We start from the raw sequence: 18,365 nt of genomic DNA on the forward strand, positions 1-18,365 counted from the left end.
GCTCCCGCAGCACGGGCTTAGCGGCCCGTCATCCGAAAATGCGCCACCAGTGCCGTCAGCCGTCGCGCCTGCTCATTCACTGATTCCGCTGCAGCCGCCGACTCTTCCACCAGCGCGGCGTTCTGTTGCGTCATCTGGTCCAGTTGCGCCACGGCGCCGTTGACACTGCCGATGCCCTGGCTCTGCTCCACCGTGCTGGCGCTGATCTCGCTGATGATGTCGGACACCCGCTGGACGCTGGCCACGATCTCCTGCATGGTGGTGCCCGCCTCGCGGACCAGCTGTGACCCTGCTTCCACCTTGGAGACGCTGTCCCCGATCAGGGTCTTGATCTCCTTGGCCGCACCGGCGCTGCGCTGCGCCAATGCACGCACCTCGCTGGCCACCACCGCAAAGCCTCGACCCTGCTCACCCGCCCGCGCGGCTTCCACGGCCGCATTGAGCGCGAGGATGTTGGTCTGGAAGGCAATGCTGTCGATGACGCCGATGATGTCGCTGATCTTCTTGGCGCTGGCATCGATGTCCCCCATGGTGCCCACCACCTGCCCGACGACCGCGCCGCCGCGCTGGGCCACTTCCGCCGCGCTGCCCGCCAGTTGATTGGCGGTGCGTGCACTGTCCGCGCTTTGCTGCACCGTGCCCGTCAACTGCGACAGGGACGACGCGGCCTGCTGGAGGTTGGACGCGGTCTGTTCGGTGCGATGGCTCAGGTCGGCATTGCCGCTGGCAATTTCCTGGCTGGAGGTCTGCATGCTTTCCACGCTGCTGCGGAAGCCCTGGATCACGGTGCGCAGGGATGCGGTCATCTGCTGCAGGGCGCGCTGGACTTCACCGATTTCGTCGCTGCGCAAGTCCTGCGGTTGATCGGAGAGGTCCCCCTCGCCGATACGGCCGGCCTGCACCACCAGCTGCTTCAGCGGCCAGGAGATGGTGCGCACGAAATACGCGGTGGCCACCGCCAGCAACAGCACGATGAGCCCCATCACCGCCGAGACGCCCCAAACGGTGCGCATGCGTTCCGCGCCGCCGGCCTCGCGCAGGGCGGTGGCCTTGGCCTGCTGGAGCTTGATGAAGGCCTGCTGGGCTTCCAGGTATCGGTCGATGGCCGGCACCACCTTCTGCTTGAGCGCTGCATGGGAGGCTTCGACCTGACCCGAGCTCTTGAGCTTGCCGGCCTCGTTGCGCGCGGCGATGTAGGCTTTGCGGCGCTCAGCCACCGTCGCCATGGCGGTTTTGTCGGCCTCATCTTCGACCAGCGCTTCCAGCTCCTTCTGGATGCCGCTGATGATGTCGGTGGTACGGGCGATGTCGGCCTTCAGCGCGTCGGCCACCGCCGAGTCGTTGGCCGCCAGGCCGCCCTGCACACGGCTGGCATTGGCCTCCGTCAGGCCGCGCCAGCGCAGGGCCAGTTCAAACCGCTGCTGCTGCCGTTCCTGTGTGGTTTGTGAAACCGCCAGCAGGGCCTTGGTACGGACCGCCGCCCCCACGGACATCACAACCGTCATCACCGCCATCACGATCACAGGCATCCACAGGCGCGTGGCAATCGAAAACTTCATCGTTGGTGCTTTCGAAGAAGCCGGGGAAAGGGCTGCAAAGCCCCGTTGCCCCGGTATGGTGCATCAAGAACCGGAAAAAAGAGAGGCAGCTCTCCAACCCCAGTCTCTTCGACGACAGCGTGCACCGTCTTGAGGAAAAACGCTGCTACCCTGCCGGTCTGTCGCAGCGTAGCGCGTGAACTTATGAGCTTTTTGGCCATCGACATCGGTAACACCCGCCTCAAGTGGGCGCTGTATGCCGGGCCTCAGCCAGGCTGCCCGATGCTGGCGCATGGGGCCCAATTCCTGGAAAACATCGAGAAGCTGGCCGAGCATGACTGGGCCAGCCTGCCCCCGCCGGGCAGCCTGCTGGGCTGCAATGTGGCGGGGGATGGCATGCGCCATCGGGTGGAGGAGCAGCTGGAAGAGCTGTGGGACCTGGAACCCCGCTGGGTGGCGTCGTCCGCGCAGGCGGGGGGCGTGGTGAATGGGTATGACCATCCGACCCGCCTGGGCACGGACCGCTTTGTGGCGATGATCGGTGCCCGCCACCATGTGCTGTCACGCTCTCAGGGCCGCGCGCCGCAGCCGGTGCTGGTGGTGATGGTGGGCACGGCGGTGACGGTGGACGCGTTGGACGCGGAAGGCCGTTTTCTGGGCGGCCTGATCCTTCCGGGCCACGGCATCATGTTGCGGGCCCTGGAGGGCGGCACAGCAGGTTTGCGGGTTCCTACCGGGGAGGTGCGGGAGTTCCCCACCAACACGTCGGATGCGCTGACCAGCGGTGGCAATTACGCCATCACTGGCGCCATCGAGCGCATGCATCGGCACATGGTCCGACGCTGCGGGCAAGTGCCCGTCACCTTGATGACGGGGGGCGCCGGTTGGAAGGTGTCGCCAGCCTTGGACATTCCGCACGAGCTGGTCGATTCACTGATCTTCGACGGGCTGCTGGCGTTGCAGTCGCATCGCCTGGCCCTGTGAGCGGCCACTCAGCCCCAGGTTTCCTGCAGCACCGTACGGAAAAGTTCTGACAGCAGCGGCTCCACTTCCGCGCGTGGTTGCGGGTCGGGACGAAGGCTTTCGAGCCGCTGGAGCTCCTGTTCAATGAAGTGCTGGATCGGGGCCACACGAGGGGAGAGCCCCATTTCCGGGGAGGCCTGTTTCAAGGCCAGCAGGTCCTGGATGGCCGAGAGCAGCGCCTTGTCCTTGTCGATCATTTCCAGCAGGCGTTGGAACTCGATCGGTGCCGGCCGCTGGTAGCGCTCCAGCCAGCGCACCGACAGCAGCGGGCGCAGGACGTAGAAGTATTTCTTCAGCGGCACCTGGTCGTTCAGCAGATGACCCCGATAGTTGGTCTGGGCCATGCTGCGGTAGTGATAGATGCCGCGCTCCACCGAATAGACGGTCGGCAGCAGGGCCAGCGCCCGGCGATGGAAGCTGCCATGCTTTTCGTAGACGATTGGCGACTGGACCCATTCCACAAAGCCCGGATTGGACTTCCAGAACAGCCGCAGGGCCTTGCGCAGGTCCCAGCCGTTGATGTCCATGTCATCAACGATGGGGTATTCGATGACATCGCGCTGTTCTTCCAGGCCGACGGACAGATAGCGCTTGGGGCGATGCACGTAGATGAAGCGGGCGTCGTAGTCGCTGTTGGGCGAGGCGAACCCCCAGGCGCGACTCCCGGATTCCACCGCCAGCAACACCTTGGCCTCATGTTCAATTTCGGCGCGCCGCAAGCGGGCCTGGACTTCTCGTCGGGCGGAATCGTCAATCATGATGCTTCAAACGGATGAGGACGCGCGGCGGTTGTCCGTGCAGGGGAAGGCCGGATGCGGCCTGAGGCGCTGGCGGCGGACTGTAGGCATTTCCGAAGTACCGCCAATGGAAAAAACGCCAGGGGAGACCCTGGCGTCTTGTTTTTGCGACGAAGCTGTGGAAAGTCCTGACTGGCGGTGTACGCCAGTCGTCGCTCAGAGGATGAAGCGGCTCAGATCTTCGTTCTGCGCCAGGGCGCCCAGTTTGTCGTCCACGGAGCGGCCGTCCAGCGTGACGGTCTGGCCGGCATGCTTGTGGGCGTCGAAACTGATGTCGTCGAGCAGGCGCTCCAGCACGGTGGAGAGGCGTCGGGCGCCGATGTTTTCGGTGCGCTCGTTCACTTCGTAGGCAATCTGTGCCAGGCGGCGGATGCCGTCGGCACTGAGTTCCAGGGTGAGGCCTTCGGTGGCCAGCAGCGCCTGATACTGTTTGACCAGGCTGGCGTGGGTGCTGGACAAGATGGCTTCAAAATCATCCACCGAGAGTGACTTGAGCTCCACCCGGATGGGGAAGCGGCCCTGCAGTTCGGGGATGAGGTCGCTGGGTTTGCTGAGGTGGAAGGCACCGGAGGCGATGAACAAAATATGGTCGGTCTTGACCATGCCATATTTGGTGTTCACCGTGGTGCCTTCGACCAGCGGCAGCAGGTCGCGCTGCACGCCCTGGCGCGAGACATCGGCACCGCCGTGCTCGGCCCGGCTGGCCACCTTGTCGATTTCATCGATGAAGACGATGCCGTTGTCCTGGGCGTTGGCCAGGGCGGTGGCCTTGATCTCGTCTTCATTCACGAGTTTGGCGGCTTCCTCTTCCACCAGCAGCTTCATGGCTTCGCCGATGCGTACCTTGCGGGTCTTGCGGCGACCCTGGCCCATCTGGGAAAACAAGCCCTTGAGCTGCTCGGCCATTTCTTCCATGCCCTGGGGCCCCATGATTTCCATGGTGGGCTTCGGTTCAGCCAGCTCGAGTTCGATTTCCTTGTCGTCGAGCGAGCCTTCACGCAGGCGCTTGCGCATGGTCTGGCGTGCGGTGCCTTCTCCGTTGGGGGAGGCGGTGGCGCTGGTGTCGCTGGGGGCGAATCCGGTGGAGGAGCGGGGCGGTGGCACCAGCACATCCAGGATGCGCTCTTCCGCAGCATCTTCGGCGCGGGTGCGCTGGAAGCGCATCTGGCGCTCGCGCTCTTGTTTGACCGCAATGTCGACCAGGTCGCGGACGATGCTGTCAACATCTTTGCCGACATAACCGACTTCGGTGAATTTGGTGGCTTCCACCTTGATGAAGGGCGCATCCGCCAGCTTGGCCAGGCGGCGCGCAATTTCGGTCTTGCCGACGCCCGTGGGGCCAATCATCAAAATGTTCTTGGGCGTGATTTCAGAGCGCAGCTTGTCATCGACCTGCTGGCGACGCCAGCGGTTGCGCAGGGCAATCGCCACCGCGCGCTTGGCATCCGCCTGGCCCACGATGTGGCGGTCCAGCTCAGAGACGATTTCCTGGGGTGTCATGCCAGAGCTCATTCAAGGACCTCCAGCGTGTGGTTGCCATTGGTGTAGATGCAGATCTCGCCCGCAATGACGAGCGATTGCTTGACGATGTCGGCGGCGCTCAACTCGCTGTGGTTGAGCAGCGCCTTGGCCGCCGCCTGGGCATAGGCACCACCAGAACCGATGGCCACAATGCCTTGCTCCGGCTCCAGCACATCGCCGTTGCCAGTGATGATGAGCGAGGCGGAACGGTCCGCCACCGCCAGCATGGCCTCCAGGCGCCGCAGGACACGGTCCGTCCGCCAGTCCCGCGTCAGTTCCACAGCCGCCTTCGTGAGGTTGCCCTGGTACTTCTCCAGCTTGGATTCAAAGCGCTCAAACAAGGTGAAAGCGTCCGCCGTGGCGCCAGCAAAACCAGCGAGGACCTGGCCCTGGTACAGCTTGCGGACTTTGCGGGCCGTGGATTTGACAACGATCGTTCCGAGGGTGACCTGACCGTCCCCGCCGATAGCAACCTGGTTGCCGCGACGGACACTGACGATGGTGGTGCCGTGGTACTGCGGCAAGGGTGAAGATGCTTGTGACATGGCTTGGCTGGGGGTCATCACAGGCCCAAGTGTGGGGCTGAAGTGGGAATCACAAGAGGGAAGGCAGGTTGGGGGTGGGGTTTGTGCGAGGTGTGGATGCTGCCCTTTGCCTTTTGCCCAGTGCCCAGTGCCCAGTGCCCAGACCGAGGCGGCGGGGCATGCCGATGCCTGCGGGGCGGGTGAGTCCGGAGGTCTTGAGGGCCCCCGCCCTCAAGACTCCCCTGCGGTGCTCAGGAGTCGGGGCGGGCCCAACTCGCTTCGCTCACCTTCGGCTCGCTTCGCTCAAACAGCCGGTCCCTCTAGCTAGTCATTGATGCGCGCTCCGCCCGCCCCCCGACTCCCTCCGCTCCTCGGCTCCTCCCACACCCACCCCGCAGGCATCGGCATGCCCCGCTTTTCATCACCGTGGTCATCACATCCCACGCATTGGGAGCATCGTGCAGTGCAGTGCCGTGCACGGCCACTTGCGCTCAGCAGAATCCCACGAGCGAAAGGGACAGCGGTGCGGTGCGGTGCGGTGCGCTGAACTGAACTGAGAAGGCGGTCGAGGGAGCGTTGGGGCAGAGGGTCCGTGAGGCGCCTGGCAGTGGCAGCTCACCACCTCCCTCATCAAGACCCAGCAGCCCGGTTCGTCGGCTCCTCTGCCACACAGGGCAGAGAAGCGCGGGACGGCGTCAGACGTGCCGGACTTTCACCCGCGCATGCTCGTTGATGCCCATGGCACCAAAGAACAGTGCGACAAGGCGGTGCGCGTCGGTAAATTGCACAGCGCGGTTTTCGCTGCGGCGAGCCAGGACCCAGTTCAGCAGGTCGCCCGCCGCCATGAAGTCCAGACGGATCAGCTTGGGGCAGGCAATGTTGACCAAGGAAGCCGGGCCGAGCTGGTCGGTCATGAGCTTCAAGGTTTCACTGATGTCGCCACTGAGCTGACCCGATAGTTCCATCTGGGCTGCAGTACTGAGCGCGTCAGTGATGGTCGATTCGAGGAAGCTGATGCCAGTGTCCATCGCCGGCAGCACCGACGGTTGGGGAGACGCTGTCGAGAGGCTGTTACCGCTGACACGCACATGCGCCTCGGCCTTCTCCCAGGAGGGCGGTGACACTTCGTAGGTGACGCAGTAGTCGATGGCCACTTCGTCGAACTGGTCCGGGCGGTTCGCCAGGCGCAGAGCCTCCAGGCGAAGCATCCAGTACACCGGGTCCGCATCCCGTGCCCCCACCGGCGCCTGATCCTTCAGCACCTGGAAGAAGTGGTCTCCGGCCAGCCAGCGCAGGTCCAGGGCCTGGGGAGCCCAGGCACGGAAGACTTCACGCATGCGCGCGCAGGCTTCGGGGTCGATCTGGCGCAGGTTCTGGAAGTCCAGCACCCAAGGCAGCGGCAGGTTTTCGCAGCGGCTGCGCATCTGCAGCACACCGTCCACGTCCAGGTATTCCGGCGCGGACCAGGCCACCGTGTTGGTGTGGCCCCGCGGCGCACGCTCCTGCTGCACCGCTTCCGCCACCAGCTTGGGCAGGGAGAACCATTGCGGAGAAGAGAGGCCGAATTGTTGGGCGTAGTCGTTGGCCAGGTGTTCGAACTTGCCCTGCTGGCCGGTGGCCCGGTAGAGGTCAAAGAGCACCAGCCACGTCTCTGCATGGGTGTGGCGGGCGCCACCTTCACGCGTCAGGTCGGACAGGCTGCGTTCGCAGTGTTCATAGTCGCCGTTGGCAAAGGCAATCACAGCCTCGTCCAGCTCGGCGTCATGCACCACTTCGTTGACCTCGACCTCGGCCGGGTCCGGCACATGGAAATTCAGGGTCGGGATGGCCGTCTTGAGTTCCGGGATCGGCGCGGCGCCTGCAGCACTCTGCGGCGACAAACCCTTGCCCATGTTGGCGGACGCCGGGGCGGGCGACAGGTTCAGGCGGTCAACGCTGGCCGGCGGTGAGGTGAAGTCCGCCACACGGGCCGAAATCTGGTCGTCCGGCAGGGTCGGGTTGAAGTTGACCGGACGAGTGCTGGTCTCGAAGAAGGCGGGCGGGTGTTGGCCCTGCACCTGCGTCGGCGCAAAGCTCTCCCCCACCATCTGTTGCTCGATCTGGTCGATCTTGGACTTGATGCTGGTCTGGCTGCCGTTGATCTCGCTGATCCGGCCCAGTTCGTCGATGCCCGAGGTGGCATGGCCGCCCAGCGCCGCCAGTTGCTCCGGCGTCAAGCCTTCGCGGCGGATGCGGCGCAGCATGTCCAGCTCACGCTTGCGGACGAAGTCATTGCGCCGCTTGCGCTCGACCATCGCCCGCAGTTCGGCCTTGGCCGCATCCGCTTCCGGATCGTCCTGGCGCGAGTTGATTTCCGCCCAGTCCGTCGTCGGGTTGGCGACAAAACGGGCCACCTTGCGGAAGAAGCTCTCGCCGTCTTTGGTGGTGGGATCGGTCATGCTGGGTGGCGTCTCTCTGGGCAGTCTCGGAAAAGTCTCAGGACAGGTCAGCAGTCCAGGCTGTCAGTGGCAGGCAGCAGCGCCGGGAATCAATCCCCAAACATCTTCTGCTTGAGCTCACGGCGCTGCTGCGCTTCCAGCGACAGGGTCGCCGTCGGACGCGCAATCAGCCGGCCCAGACCAATGGGCTCGCCGGTTTCATCACAGTAACCATACTCGCCGCTGTCCAGACGGGTCAGCGACTGCATGATCTTTTTCAGCAACTTGCGCTCGCGGTCACGCGTGCGCAGTTCCAGGGCATGTTCTTCCTCGATCGTGGCCCGGTCAGCCGGATCGGGAACGATGGAGGTGTCTTCACGCAGGTGCTCGGTGGTTTCACCGGCGTTGGACAGGATGTCTTCCTTGAGCTGGGTCAGCTTGGCGCGGAAGAACTCCACCTGCTTGTCATTCATGTACTCGCTGTCCGGCATGGCCAGCACTTCAGCGTCTGTCAGTTCAGCACCGGGCTTGGATTTCCAGGCATTGGCGAGTTTGGGATCGGCTTTCACGGCGGGGCGGGGGTTCTGATTCAAGGTTGAAGAGGCAGTCGCGCGATGGACGGGTGCGTCCAGCGTGGCGACCGAACTGTCTGGAGCGTCCGCTTCAGGGGCGTCAGCGGCACTGGCGGCCTTGGCCGCCACAGGCTTGGCAACCTTGGCGCCTGCCTTCGGCGCAAGGGTCTTGGAGGCCGGGGTCTTGCTCACGTTCACTCTCCTAGCGGCTCTTTATACCTGCTCGTGGGTGCGGGACAACGCGACGCGCTGACGCCAAACCCGCCCGGGTTCGGGACAATTCCCGGTCCGCCAGGGCGGACGTGCCAGTCCGGTCATGGGCGCGGCGATTGTAGCCACGTCCACAGACCCCGGACCGGTCAATCAGTGTGTCACTAAGCCAGGCAGCCATCCAGCCCCTGGAGCAGGATGTCTTTCGGCAAATCAATACCAATGAACACCAATTTGCTGATCCGGGGCTCGTTGGGCGCCCACTTGGGGCCCAAGTCCGAGCCCATCAGCTGGTGGACACCCTGGAAAATGACCTTCTTGTCGGTGCCCTTCATGTTCAGGACACCCTTGTAACGCAGCATCTTCGGCCCGTAGACCTGGACGATGGCGCCCAGGAAGTCCTCCAGCTTTGCCGGGTTGAAGGGCCGGTCCGAACGGAAGACAAACGACTTCACATCATCGTCATGATGATGGTGATGCGGATGGTCGCAGTGCTCCCCATGGGCGTGATCGTGGCCGTGATCATGATCGTGGTGGGCATGGTCGTGGTCATGACCATGGTCATGTTCGTCCACATTCAGGAATTCCGGGTCGATTTCCAGCTTGGCATTCAGATTGAAGCCGCGCAGGTCAAACACCTCGGAAATGGGCACTTCACCAAAATGCACCCGGCGCTGCGGCGCCCGCGGGTTCATGTGCTTGAGACGGTGCGCCAGGGCCTCCACCGCCGCGTTGTCCACCAGATCGGTCTTGCTCAGGAAGATCTGGTCGGCAAAACCCACCTGACGGCGTGCCTCCTGCCGGGTGTCCAGCTGTTCACCAGCGTGTTTGGCATCCACCAAGGTCAGGATGGAGTCCAGCAGAAACGTTTCTGCAATTTCGTCATCCATGAAAAAGGTCTGCGCCACCGGGCCCGGATCCGCCAGACCCGTGGTTTCAATTACCACCCGCTCAAAATCCAGCTCGCCCGTGCGGCGGCGGCGGGCCAGGTCGGCCAGCGTGGTGCGCAGGTCTTCGCGGATGGTGCAGCACACGCAGCCGTTGCTCAGCTGGATGATCTGCTCCTGCGTCTCGCTCACCAGGATGTCGTTGTCAATGTTTTCCTCGCCGAATTCGTTTTCGATCACGGCGATCTTTTGCCCATGCGCCTCGGTCAGCACGCGCTTGAGCAGCGTCGTTTTGCCCGAGCCCAGGAAGCCGGTGAGGATGGTGGCAGGGATCAGGCTGGTGGAACCGGGGGCTCCACCTGGAGTGTCATTCGGTGCGGCTGTCGACATGATGTACGGCAAAAGTAGGAAGCTTGGGCCCGACAAATGGGGGCGAAAGACTGTGGTTCAAGCGAATGTCAATGTCAATCGGTTATTCTGACGCCTCATCAACGACGGCACACACTGCAGTGTCTGAACCTCAGCCTAGTCGGCCCGCCAAACATGGCGGGCGTGGCAACGACCATCGCGGTCTGCTGGACCGCGTCCTTGAATTCCTCCATCCCGGGCCGGACTCCACCAGCGAGTTGATCGAGACCCTGGCGGAGGCCGAAGAGCGTGAACTCATCGCACCCGAGTCCCGGCAGATGCTGGAAGGCGTGCTGCGCATGGCCGAGCTGAGCGCCGGCGATGTGATGGTGGCCGCTCCCCGCATGGACCTGCTGGACATCCACGCCACGGTGGATGACCTGCTGGCCGCGGTGATCGACACCGGCCACTCCCGCTTCCCCGTGTATGACGGTCAGCGGGACAACATCATCGGCATTCTGCTCGCCAAGGACCTGCTCAAGCTCCAACGAGCACCCGAGCTGAACCTGCGTGCGCTGCTGCGCCCGGCAGTTTTCGTGCCCGAGAGCAAGGGCCTGAACGAACTCCTGCGGGATTTCCGTTCCAACCGCAACCACCTCGCCATCGTGATCGATGAGTTCGGCAATACCGCCGGGCTGATCACCATCGAGGATGTGCTGGAGGAAATCGTCGGGGAAATCGAGGACGAATTCGATGTGGGTGACGGCGACGCCGGCATCTACACCCTGGCCGATGGCAGCTACCGGGTGGCCGGCGATGCCACGATCACCGCCGTGAACGATGCCTTTGGCCTCACGTTCTCGGACGAGGATTTCGACACCATCGGTGGCCTGGTCGCCCAAGAGCATGGCCGGGTGCCCCGGCGCGGCGAGGCGGTGGAAGTGGGCGGCCTGCGTTTTGCGGTGATGATCAACCGTGGCGGCGCCGTTCGCTGGTTCAAGGTCACCCGTGCGCCGACGTCCGAGGCGGACGACAACACCGGTTGATGGCAGTGTTGGGTCGTTTCCGCAGGCACGGTGCTGCGTCGGGCGCCCCCTCTGGGGCCCCGTCGGGCGCTCCTTCCGATGCGCCCCCGAGGGCTTCCGGGCTCACCTGGCTGTCCGCATTTCGCCATCCCTGGGTAGCGCTGCTGGCCGGCGCGGTCCACACCGGTTCCTTCGCGCCCAGCCCGGCCTGGTGGCTGCAGCCGCTGGCTCTGGCCTGGCTGTGCTGGGCGGCTCTTGGGGCCCGTCCCCGTCGGGCCGCCCTGCTGGGCGGGTTGTTCGGCGTGGGCTGGCTGGCGTCCGGCCTGTGGTGGCTCTACATCAGCATGCATGATTTCGGCCACCTGCCGGGGGTGGTCTCCGGTCTGGCGGTGGTGCTGCTGGCGGCCTTTCTGTCGCTGTATTACGCCTTGGCGGTCGGGCTGGCTGCACGCGGGTCCGGCCCCCCATGGGCTCGGGCCCTGGCATTTGCCGCCCTCTGGCTGGCGGCCGAACTGGCACGTGCCACCCTGTTCACCGGCTTCCCCTGGATTGCCAGCGGGTATGCCCATACCCAGGGGCCGTTGGCGACGTTTGCCCCCTGGGTGGGGGTGTACGGCATTACCGCCTTGTCCGCCTGCGCGGCATCGGCGTTGGCCACTCGCGCCTGGCGGCTGTTGGGCGTGATGCTGCTGATCGTGTCGCTGGGGCAGGTACTGCCCTCCGGCTTCACCCAGCCTGCCGGCGAACTGGCGGTGTCGCTGGTGCAACCCAACATCCCGCAGGACCAGAAATTCGATCGGGACCGGTTTGAAGACAACCTCAACCAGCTGTCCACCCTGATCGAAAGCGCCCGGGGGCAACTGGTGATCACGCCGGAATCGGTGCTGCCGCTGCCGCTGGCCTGGCTGGATCCCGTCCAGACGGAACGGCTGCAACGCGCGGCCGCCCAGCGTCCGCTGCTGCTGGGCACCTTCCTGGGCAATGAGCAGGCGGGGTACGTGAACTCGCTGGTCGCCCTGGGTACCCCGGCACCGTACGACTACGGCAAGCGCCATCTGCTGCCCTTTGGTGAATTCATCCCTCCCGGCTTCCACTGGTTCGTGCGCGCCATGCGCATTCCCATGGACGACCAGGCTCACGGCACCCATCAACGGGCCTTGAGCTTCGCCGGGCAGCGTCTTCGCCCGCTGATCTGTTATGAAGATCTGTTTGGCGAGGATGTGGTGGCCAGTGCGCTGGACCAGGGCGAAGCTTCGGCCACCGTGCTGGTCAACGCCAGCAATCTGGCCTGGTTCGGCCCCCGCATGGTGCAGGACCAGCATCTGCAGTTCTCGCAGATGCGCGCCCTGGAGTTCCAGCGTCCGCTGGTGCGGGCCACCAACACGGGGGCGACCGCCCTGGTGGACCACGAGGGGCGGGTGGTGTCCCGGCTGCCCGCCGAGCAGGCCGGTGTGCTGGAGGTGCGGGTGCAGGGACGCCGCGGCGAGACCCCGTATGCCCGCTGGCTGGCGGCTTTTGGCCTCTGGCCGCTGTGGGCGCTGGCGGTGCTGGGGCTGGTGCCCGTGCTGATCCATCGCCGCCGGGCGCGCTGAGTCGACCGGATCGCGCCTCATCCGGCCGGATCCGGGCTGATCCGAGCGGGTCTGGCCCAAAGCGCGAAGCGCATGGGCGGGGGAGAAGCCCAGAACTTCCCTAGAATGGGTTCTTTCTCCAATATGCCCCGTTGTCCAGGGGGCCATGCTCCATGCTGACTTTCCAGCAACTGATTCTTCGCCTGCAGGAATACTGGTCCAAGCAAGGCTGTGCCTTGCTGCAACCCTACGACATGGAAGTCGGTGCCGGTACCAGCCACACCGCCACCTTCCTGCGCGCGCTCGGTCCGGAGCCCTGGAAAGCCGCCTATGTGCAGCCCAGCCGCCGCCCCAAGGACGGTCGCTACGGCGAGAACCCGAACCGCCTGCAGCACTATTACCAGTTCCAGGTCGTCCTCAAGCCGGCGCCGGACAACATCCTCGAGCTCTACCTGGGCTCCCTCGAGGCCCTGGGTTTCGATCTGAAGAAGAACGATGTCCGTTTTGTCGAGGACGACTGGGAGAACCCCACCCTCGGCTGCTGGGGCCTGGGCTGGGAGGTCTGGCTCAATGGCATGGAAGTGACGCAGTTCACCTACTTCCAGCAGGTCGGCGGCATCGACTGCAAGCCGATCACCGGCGAGATCACCTACGGCCTGGAACGGCTGGCGATGTATCTGCAGAACAAGGAATCGGTCTACGACCTGGTCTATTCCGACGCCACCTCGCCGTCCGGCCGCGTGCTGACCTACGGCGATGTGTTCCACCAGAACGAGGTGGAACAGTCCACCTACAACTTCGAGTTCAGCGACGTGGACTTCCTGCTGCAGGCCTTCGGCGCCTACGAGAAGCAGTCCAAGTTCCTGATGGAACAGCAACTGGCCCTGCCGGCTTATGAGCAGTTGCTCAAGGCGGGCCACACCTTCAACCTGCTGGACGCCCGCGGCGCCATCAGCGTCACCGAGCGGGCCGCCTACATCGGCCGTATCCGCAATCTGGCGCGGGCGGTGGCGCAGAGTTATGTGGACAGCCGCGCGCGCCTGGGATTCCCCATGGCACCGAAGGACTGGGCCGATGACGTGCTCGCCCAGATCGAGAAGAAGAACAACGACAAGAAGGCGGCCTGAGCCCGATGAGCGACATGAGCAACATCAGTACCTCCAATCTTCTGGTTGAACTCTTTGTCGAGGAACTTCCGCCCAAGGCGCTGAAGAAGCTCGGCGAATCCTTCGCCCAGGTGCTGGCCGACAGCCTGCGGACCCAGGGTCTGACTGGCGCCGAAGCCACCGTCACCCCCTTTGCCACCCCGCGCCGTCTGGCGGTACACATCACCCAGGTGGCCGCCAAGGCGGCGGACCGCGCGGTGCAGCAGAAGCTGATGCCGGTGAGCGTGGCCCTGGACGCCTCCGGCCAGCCGACGCCTGCCCTGCTGAAGAAGCTGGCCGCCGCTGGCGCCGACGCGTCGGTGGTGCCCCAGCTCAAGCGCGCCCCGGACGGCAAGGCGGAAGCCCTGTTCCTGGACACGGTGGTGCCGGGCGTGACGCTGGCCCAGGGCCTGCAGAAGGCGCTGGACGAATCCCTGTCCCGCCTGCCCATTCCCAAGGTCATGACCTACCAGTTGGCGGACGGCTGGAGCGATGTGAAGTTCGTGCGCCCCGCCCACGGCCTGGTGGCCTTGCATGGCGATGCCCTGGTGCCGGTGTCGGTGCTCGGCCTGCAGGCCGGCCGCACCACCCGCGGCCATCGCTTCGAGGCGCGCAGCGCGGAGATCCAGCTGCGCCAGGCAGACACCTATGAGCAGCAACTGCGAGAAGAGGGCGCGGTCATCGCGTCCTTCGACCAGCGCCGCGCCGACATCGTTCGCCAGTTGCAAGCCAAGGCTGACCCGCTGGGCCTGACGCCGATCGACGCGCCCGAGCTGCTGGACGAGGTCTGTGCCCTGGTGGAGCTGCCCAACGTGCTGGCCTGCCAGTTCGAAGCCGAATTCCTCGCCGTTCCGCAGGAATGCCTCATCCTGACGATGAAGGCCAACCAGAAGTACTTCCCGCTGCTGGACAGCCACGGCAAGCTGACTCACCACTTCCTGGTGGTGAGCAACATCCATCCGGCCGACGCCAGCGCGGTGGTGGAAGGCAATGAGCGTGTGGTGCGTCCACGCCTGGCCGACGCCAAGTTCTTCTTCGACCAGGACCGCAAGCGCAAGCTGGCGGACCGGGTGGACGGCCTGTCCAAGGTGGTTTATCACGGCAAGCTGGGCAGCCAGGGTGAGCGCAGCGAGCGCGTGCGCGCCATTGCCCACGGCATCGTCAATCAGCTCCGCATGGCCACGCTGCCCTACACGGTGGAAGCCAAGGACGAGTTCGATGTGCTGGACAGCAAGGTGAAAGAAGCCTCGCTGCTGGCCAAGGCCGACCTGCTGACGGACATGGTGGGCGAGTTCCCCGAGCTGCAGGGCATCATGGGAGGCTATTACGCCCGCCATGAAGGCCTGCGCGACGGCGTTGCCATTGCCATCGAGGACCATTACAAACCCCGCTTTGCCGGCGACGCCCTGCCGCGCAACCACACCGGCACGGTGGTGGCCCTGGCGGACAAGCTCGAAACCCTGGTGGGTCTGTTTGGCATCGGCCAACTGCCCACGGGCGACAAGGACCCGTTCGCCCTGCGCCGCCACGCCCTGGGCGTGATCCGCATCCTGGTGGAAAAAAATCTGCCGCTGGACCTGCCGGCGCTGATCGAAGCCGCCGTGCCGGTGTTTGGCGACCTCATCCAGAACCCGACCGAAGCGCTGCTGGGCTTCTTTGCGGACCGCCTGGCGGTCAGCCTGCGGGATCAGGGCTTCAGCGCCCAGGAAGTGGATGCCGTGCTGGCCCTGTCGCCCGCACGCCTGGGCGATGTGCCGCGCCGTCTGGAAGCGGTGCGCAGCTTTGCCGCGCTGCCGGAATCCGCCTCGCTGGCGGCGGCCAACAAGCGGGTGGGCAACATCCTCAAGAAGATCGAAGGCACGCTGCCGACCGAGGTCAAGCCGGAACTGCTGCAGGAAGCAGCCGAACAGGCGCTGGCCGCCGCGCTCGCCACGGTGGGCCCGCAGGCCGACCAGCTGTTCGAGCAGCACGACTATGCCGGTTCGCTCAAGGCCCTGGCGGCCCTGAAGGCGCCGGTGGATGCGTTCTTCGACGGCGTGATGGTCAATGCGGACGATGCGGCCCTGCGTGCCAATCGTCAGGCGCTGCTCAAACGTCTGCATGACGCCATGAATCGCGTGGCCGACCTGTCGCGCCTGGCGGCGGCCTGATCCACCAAGGATTGCAAAATGCCCAACCGGTCCGAGCATCCGCATGGCATGAAGCTGGTGATCCTGGGCCGGGATGGCACCATCAACCGCTATCGGGATGACCATGTGAAGGCGCCCGAAGAGCTGGAGCCGCTGCCCGGCGCGCTGGAAGCCGTCGCCCGGCTCAACCATGCCGGCTGGCACACGGTGATGGCCACCAATCAGCCTGGCATCGGCCGGGGCCTGCTGGACATGGCCTCGCTGAATGCGGTGCACCTGCGGCTCAACCAGCTGCTGGCGGAAAAGGGCGGGCGGCTGGACGCCGCCTTCTTCTGCCCGCATGCCCCCGAAGACAACTGCAATTGCCGCAAGCCGCTGCCCGGCCTGATCGAGCAGATCGGCGAACGCTTTGGTGTCGACCTTCCCCAGGTCCACATGGTGGGCGCCACCATGCGGGATGTGCAGACGGCGATGGCGGCCGGCTGCCGCCCGCACCTGCTGCGCAGCGAGCGCATGGCGGGTGTTGATGAGCAGCAGTTGCAGGAGCAGCTGGCCCTGGTGCCTGGTGTCAAGGTGCATGCGGACCTCTCCGCCTTTGCCGATGCACTGATCCATGAAGAGCGTCGTGCCCGCGCGGATGCGCGTGGCGAGACGCCTGTCCCCGATTCCCGTCCTGGAGAACTGAGCTGATGCTCGTCGCCCTGCGTTCCCTGTTGTTTGTCCTTTGGCTCACCGTGACTGTCATCCCCTGGGGAACGGCGGTGGTGCTGGTGTCTCCCTTCCTGAGCAGCACCCGGCTCTATTGGATGTGCGCCGGCTGGCTCACCGTCGCCATGTGGGGCGCACGGGTGATCTGTGGCGTGCGTTGGAAGGTGCGCGGCATGGAGAACCTGCCCACCGGCCCTCAGGAATCGGTGATTCTGCTGTCCAAGCATCAATCGACCTGGGAAACCTTCGCCTACCCGATGCTGATGCCGCGCCCGCTGGCCTACGTGTTCAAGCGCGAACTGATCTATGTGCCGTTCTTCGGCTGGGCCATGGCCCGGCTGGACATGATCCACATCGACCGCAGCAAGCGCAGCCAGGCCTGGGCCAAGGTGGCGGCCCAGGGCAAGCGCCTGGCCGCTCAGGGCACCTGGGTGATCATGTTCCCGGAAGGCACACGTATCCCACGAGGCGAAGCGGGCGACTACAAGACCGGCGGCACGCGCCTGGCCTGCGAAACCGGGCAGCCGGTGGTGCCAATCGCGGTCAACGCGGCGCGCTGCTGGCCGCGCAAGAGCTTCCTGCTGCGTCCCGGCGTGGTGGACATTTCGGTGGGCCCTCAGATCCCCAGCACCGGACGCGCGCCGGCCGAGCTGATGAGGGAAGTGCAGGGCTGGATTGAAGCGGAAATGCACCGCATTGACCCCGAAGCCTATCCGACCAGCGCCCCGGCTCCCGTGGCAGCCCCTCCCGCATCGGCATCGGCCTGAGTACACTCGTCGCCCATGCCGCCTTCCAAGCTGCGGGGCCTGGCCGAGCTGCTGAAGTTCACCCAGCTGTCCCTGTTTGACAGCGCCCCACCTCCTGCCTCCGAGACGTCGCCCGCACCGGTGGCGTCGCCCGAGTCACGTGTGTCGCCTCGTGGCCTGATGCCACCGGCGCCGCCGCCCATGCCAGCGCCGGACCCGGGCCTGGCGCCGTCACCACGGGTCCGGGCTGACGGTGCGGCCACCCGGCAGGTGCTGCTGCACGGCCAACCCATCCCTTACGAACTCAAGCGTGCGCGCCGCCGCAGCATCGGCTTCACCGTGAGCGAGGATGGCCTGCGGGTGTCCGCGCCCAAGTGGGTGGCGCTGGGCGACATCGACAAGGCCTTGCAGCAAAAGGCGGAATGGATCCTGCGCAAGCTGGTGGAGCAGCGCGAACGCGCTCGCCGTACACAGGCTGCACGCGTGAATTGGGGCGACGGCTGCAGCCTGCCCTTCCTCGGTGAGCCGCTGATCGTGGTGCTGAATCCCAGCCAGACCGGCGCCCGGCTGGATGAAGGCCGCACCGATGCCCAGGGCACGCTGTCCACCGTGCCGCGCCGCATGCTGTATCTTGGTCTGCCGCAGCACGCCACGCCGGACCAGATCCGCGACACCGTCCAGGCCTGGCTGCAGCGTCAGGCCAAGGCCTGGTTCGAGCCGCGGTGCCGGCACTTCGCCGCGCAACTGGGCGTCACCATGACCGGCCTGCGCCTGTCATCCGCGCAGACACGTTGGGGCAGTGCCAATGCCGATGGGGTGATCCGCCTGAACTGGCGCTTGATCCATTTCTCGCCCGCCTTGATCGACTACGTGGTGGCCCACGAGTTGTCGCATCTGCTGGAGATGAACCACAGCCCGCGCTTCTGGGCCGTCGTTCGTTCGGTGATGCCGGACTATGAACTCGCGCGCGATCGGCTCAAGCAGGCCGTGCTGCCGCTGATGGACCCCTGAGGCCTTGGGCGCCCAGGTGGTGTCCCTCGATCCGTCCTGGCTCCCCTCGAACCGCGACTTCCGCACGGGCTTCCCCCTTAGGGGGGCTTGTCCCCCATTCAGGGTGGGATGCACACTCGTTAACGCTGTCATCACCGCATCTGAGCATCTGTTTGGAAGATGCTCCGGGCGGCGCCAGGATTCCGCAGCCTGC

General features: G+C 65.2%; 15 protein-coding genes. 8 read left to right on the plus strand and 7 right to left on the minus strand.

Annotated elements, in window-relative coordinates; all coding sequences use genetic code 11:
* Nucleotides 1–17 precede the first annotated feature (17 nt).
* Nucleotides 18–1,559 (minus strand): methyl-accepting chemotaxis protein, encoded by a 1,542-nt coding sequence (locus OU995_RS27455; RefSeq protein WP_324288726.1) that lies wholly within the window; start codon nt 1,557–1,559, stop codon nt 18–20.
* 183 nt (nt 1,560–1,742) lie between these two features.
* Between OU995_RS27455 and OU995_RS08080 the strand changes: the two genes are divergently transcribed.
* A complete protein-coding gene (locus tag OU995_RS08080) occupies nt 1,743–2,522 on the plus strand; it encodes a type III pantothenate kinase (protein WP_267835008.1) in 780 nt (259 codons plus the stop codon).
* Between the two features lie 8 nt (nt 2,523–2,530).
* Here the strand turns inward: OU995_RS08080 and OU995_RS08085 are convergent, their stop codons facing one another.
* The 6 genes from OU995_RS08085 to OU995_RS08110 form a co-directional block, all read right to left on the minus strand.
* On the minus strand, nt 2,531–3,319 hold the full coding sequence (locus tag OU995_RS08085; protein ID WP_267835009.1) for a nucleotidyltransferase domain-containing protein: 789 nt from the start codon (nt 3,317–3,319) through the stop codon (nt 2,531–2,533).
* 195 nt (nt 3,320–3,514) lie between these two features.
* On the minus strand, nt 3,515–4,870 hold the full coding sequence (gene hslU, locus OU995_RS08090; protein WP_420714832.1) for an ATP-dependent protease ATPase subunit HslU: 1,356 nt from the start codon (nt 4,868–4,870) through the stop codon (nt 3,515–3,517).
* Nucleotides 4,867–5,403, minus strand: coding sequence for an ATP-dependent protease subunit HslV (gene hslV / locus OU995_RS08095; RefSeq protein WP_267836205.1), 537 nt, complete (start codon nt 5,401–5,403; stop codon nt 4,867–4,869). Before hslV ends, hslU begins: the two co-directional genes overlap by 4 nt.
* A gap of 695 nt (nt 5,404–6,098) precedes the next feature.
* Entirely contained in the window at nt 6,099–7,841 is a 1,743-nt protein-coding gene (locus OU995_RS08100) for a hypothetical protein (protein ID WP_267835011.1), read from the minus strand.
* Nucleotides 7,842–7,930: 89 nt separating this feature from the next.
* A complete protein-coding gene (gene dksA / locus OU995_RS08105) occupies nt 7,931–8,584 on the minus strand; it encodes an RNA polymerase-binding protein DksA (RefSeq protein WP_267835012.1) in 654 nt (217 codons plus the stop codon).
* Nucleotides 8,585–8,766: 182 nt separating this feature from the next.
* A complete protein-coding gene (locus OU995_RS08110; protein WP_267835013.1) occupies nt 8,767–9,879 on the minus strand; it encodes a CobW family GTP-binding protein in 1,113 nt (370 codons plus the stop codon).
* A 119-nt stretch (nt 9,880–9,998) separates the two neighbouring features.
* Here OU995_RS08110 and OU995_RS08115 point away from each other — a divergent pair, with 119 nt between their 5' ends.
* The 7 genes from OU995_RS08115 (at nt 9,999) to OU995_RS08145 (ending at nt 18,172) form a co-directional block, all read left to right on the plus strand.
* The gene (locus OU995_RS08115; protein ID WP_267835014.1) at nt 9,999–10,883 is read left to right on the plus strand and encodes an HlyC/CorC family transporter; all 885 of its coding nucleotides are present in this window, start codon (nt 9,999–10,001) and stop codon (nt 10,881–10,883) included.
* On the plus strand, nt 10,883–12,454 hold the full coding sequence (lnt, locus tag OU995_RS08120; protein ID WP_267835015.1) for an apolipoprotein N-acyltransferase: 1,572 nt from the start codon (nt 10,883–10,885) through the stop codon (nt 12,452–12,454). Before OU995_RS08115 ends, lnt begins: the two co-directional genes overlap by 1 nt.
* A 152-nt stretch (nt 12,455–12,606) precedes the next feature.
* Nucleotides 12,607–13,560, plus strand: a complete 954-nt coding sequence (glyQ, locus tag OU995_RS08125; RefSeq protein ID WP_267835016.1) for a glycine--tRNA ligase subunit alpha — start codon at nt 12,607–12,609, stop codon at nt 13,558–13,560.
* Between the two features lie 14 nt (nt 13,561–13,574).
* The gene (glyS, locus tag OU995_RS08130; RefSeq protein ID WP_420714833.1) at nt 13,575–15,728 is read left to right on the plus strand and encodes a glycine--tRNA ligase subunit beta; all 2,154 of its coding nucleotides are present in this window, start codon (nt 13,575–13,577) and stop codon (nt 15,726–15,728) included.
* 18 nt (nt 15,729–15,746) lie between these two features.
* The gene (gene gmhB / locus OU995_RS08135) at nt 15,747–16,397 is read left to right on the plus strand and encodes a D-glycero-beta-D-manno-heptose 1,7-bisphosphate 7-phosphatase (RefSeq protein WP_267835017.1); all 651 of its coding nucleotides are present in this window, start codon (nt 15,747–15,749) and stop codon (nt 16,395–16,397) included.
* Nucleotides 16,397–17,182, plus strand: a complete 786-nt coding sequence (locus OU995_RS08140) for a lysophospholipid acyltransferase family protein (protein WP_267835018.1) — start codon at nt 16,397–16,399, stop codon at nt 17,180–17,182. Before gmhB ends, OU995_RS08140 begins: the two co-directional genes overlap by 1 nt.
* 15 nt (nt 17,183–17,197) lie before the next feature.
* Nucleotides 17,198–18,172 (plus strand): M48 family metallopeptidase, encoded by a 975-nt coding sequence (locus OU995_RS08145; protein WP_267835019.1) that lies wholly within the window; start codon nt 17,198–17,200, stop codon nt 18,170–18,172.
* Nucleotides 18,173–18,365: the final 193 nt, after the last annotated feature.

It is taken from the genome of Roseateles sp. SL47 (assembly GCF_026625885.1).
GTDB lineage: Bacteria > Pseudomonadota > Gammaproteobacteria > Burkholderiales > Burkholderiaceae_C > Roseateles.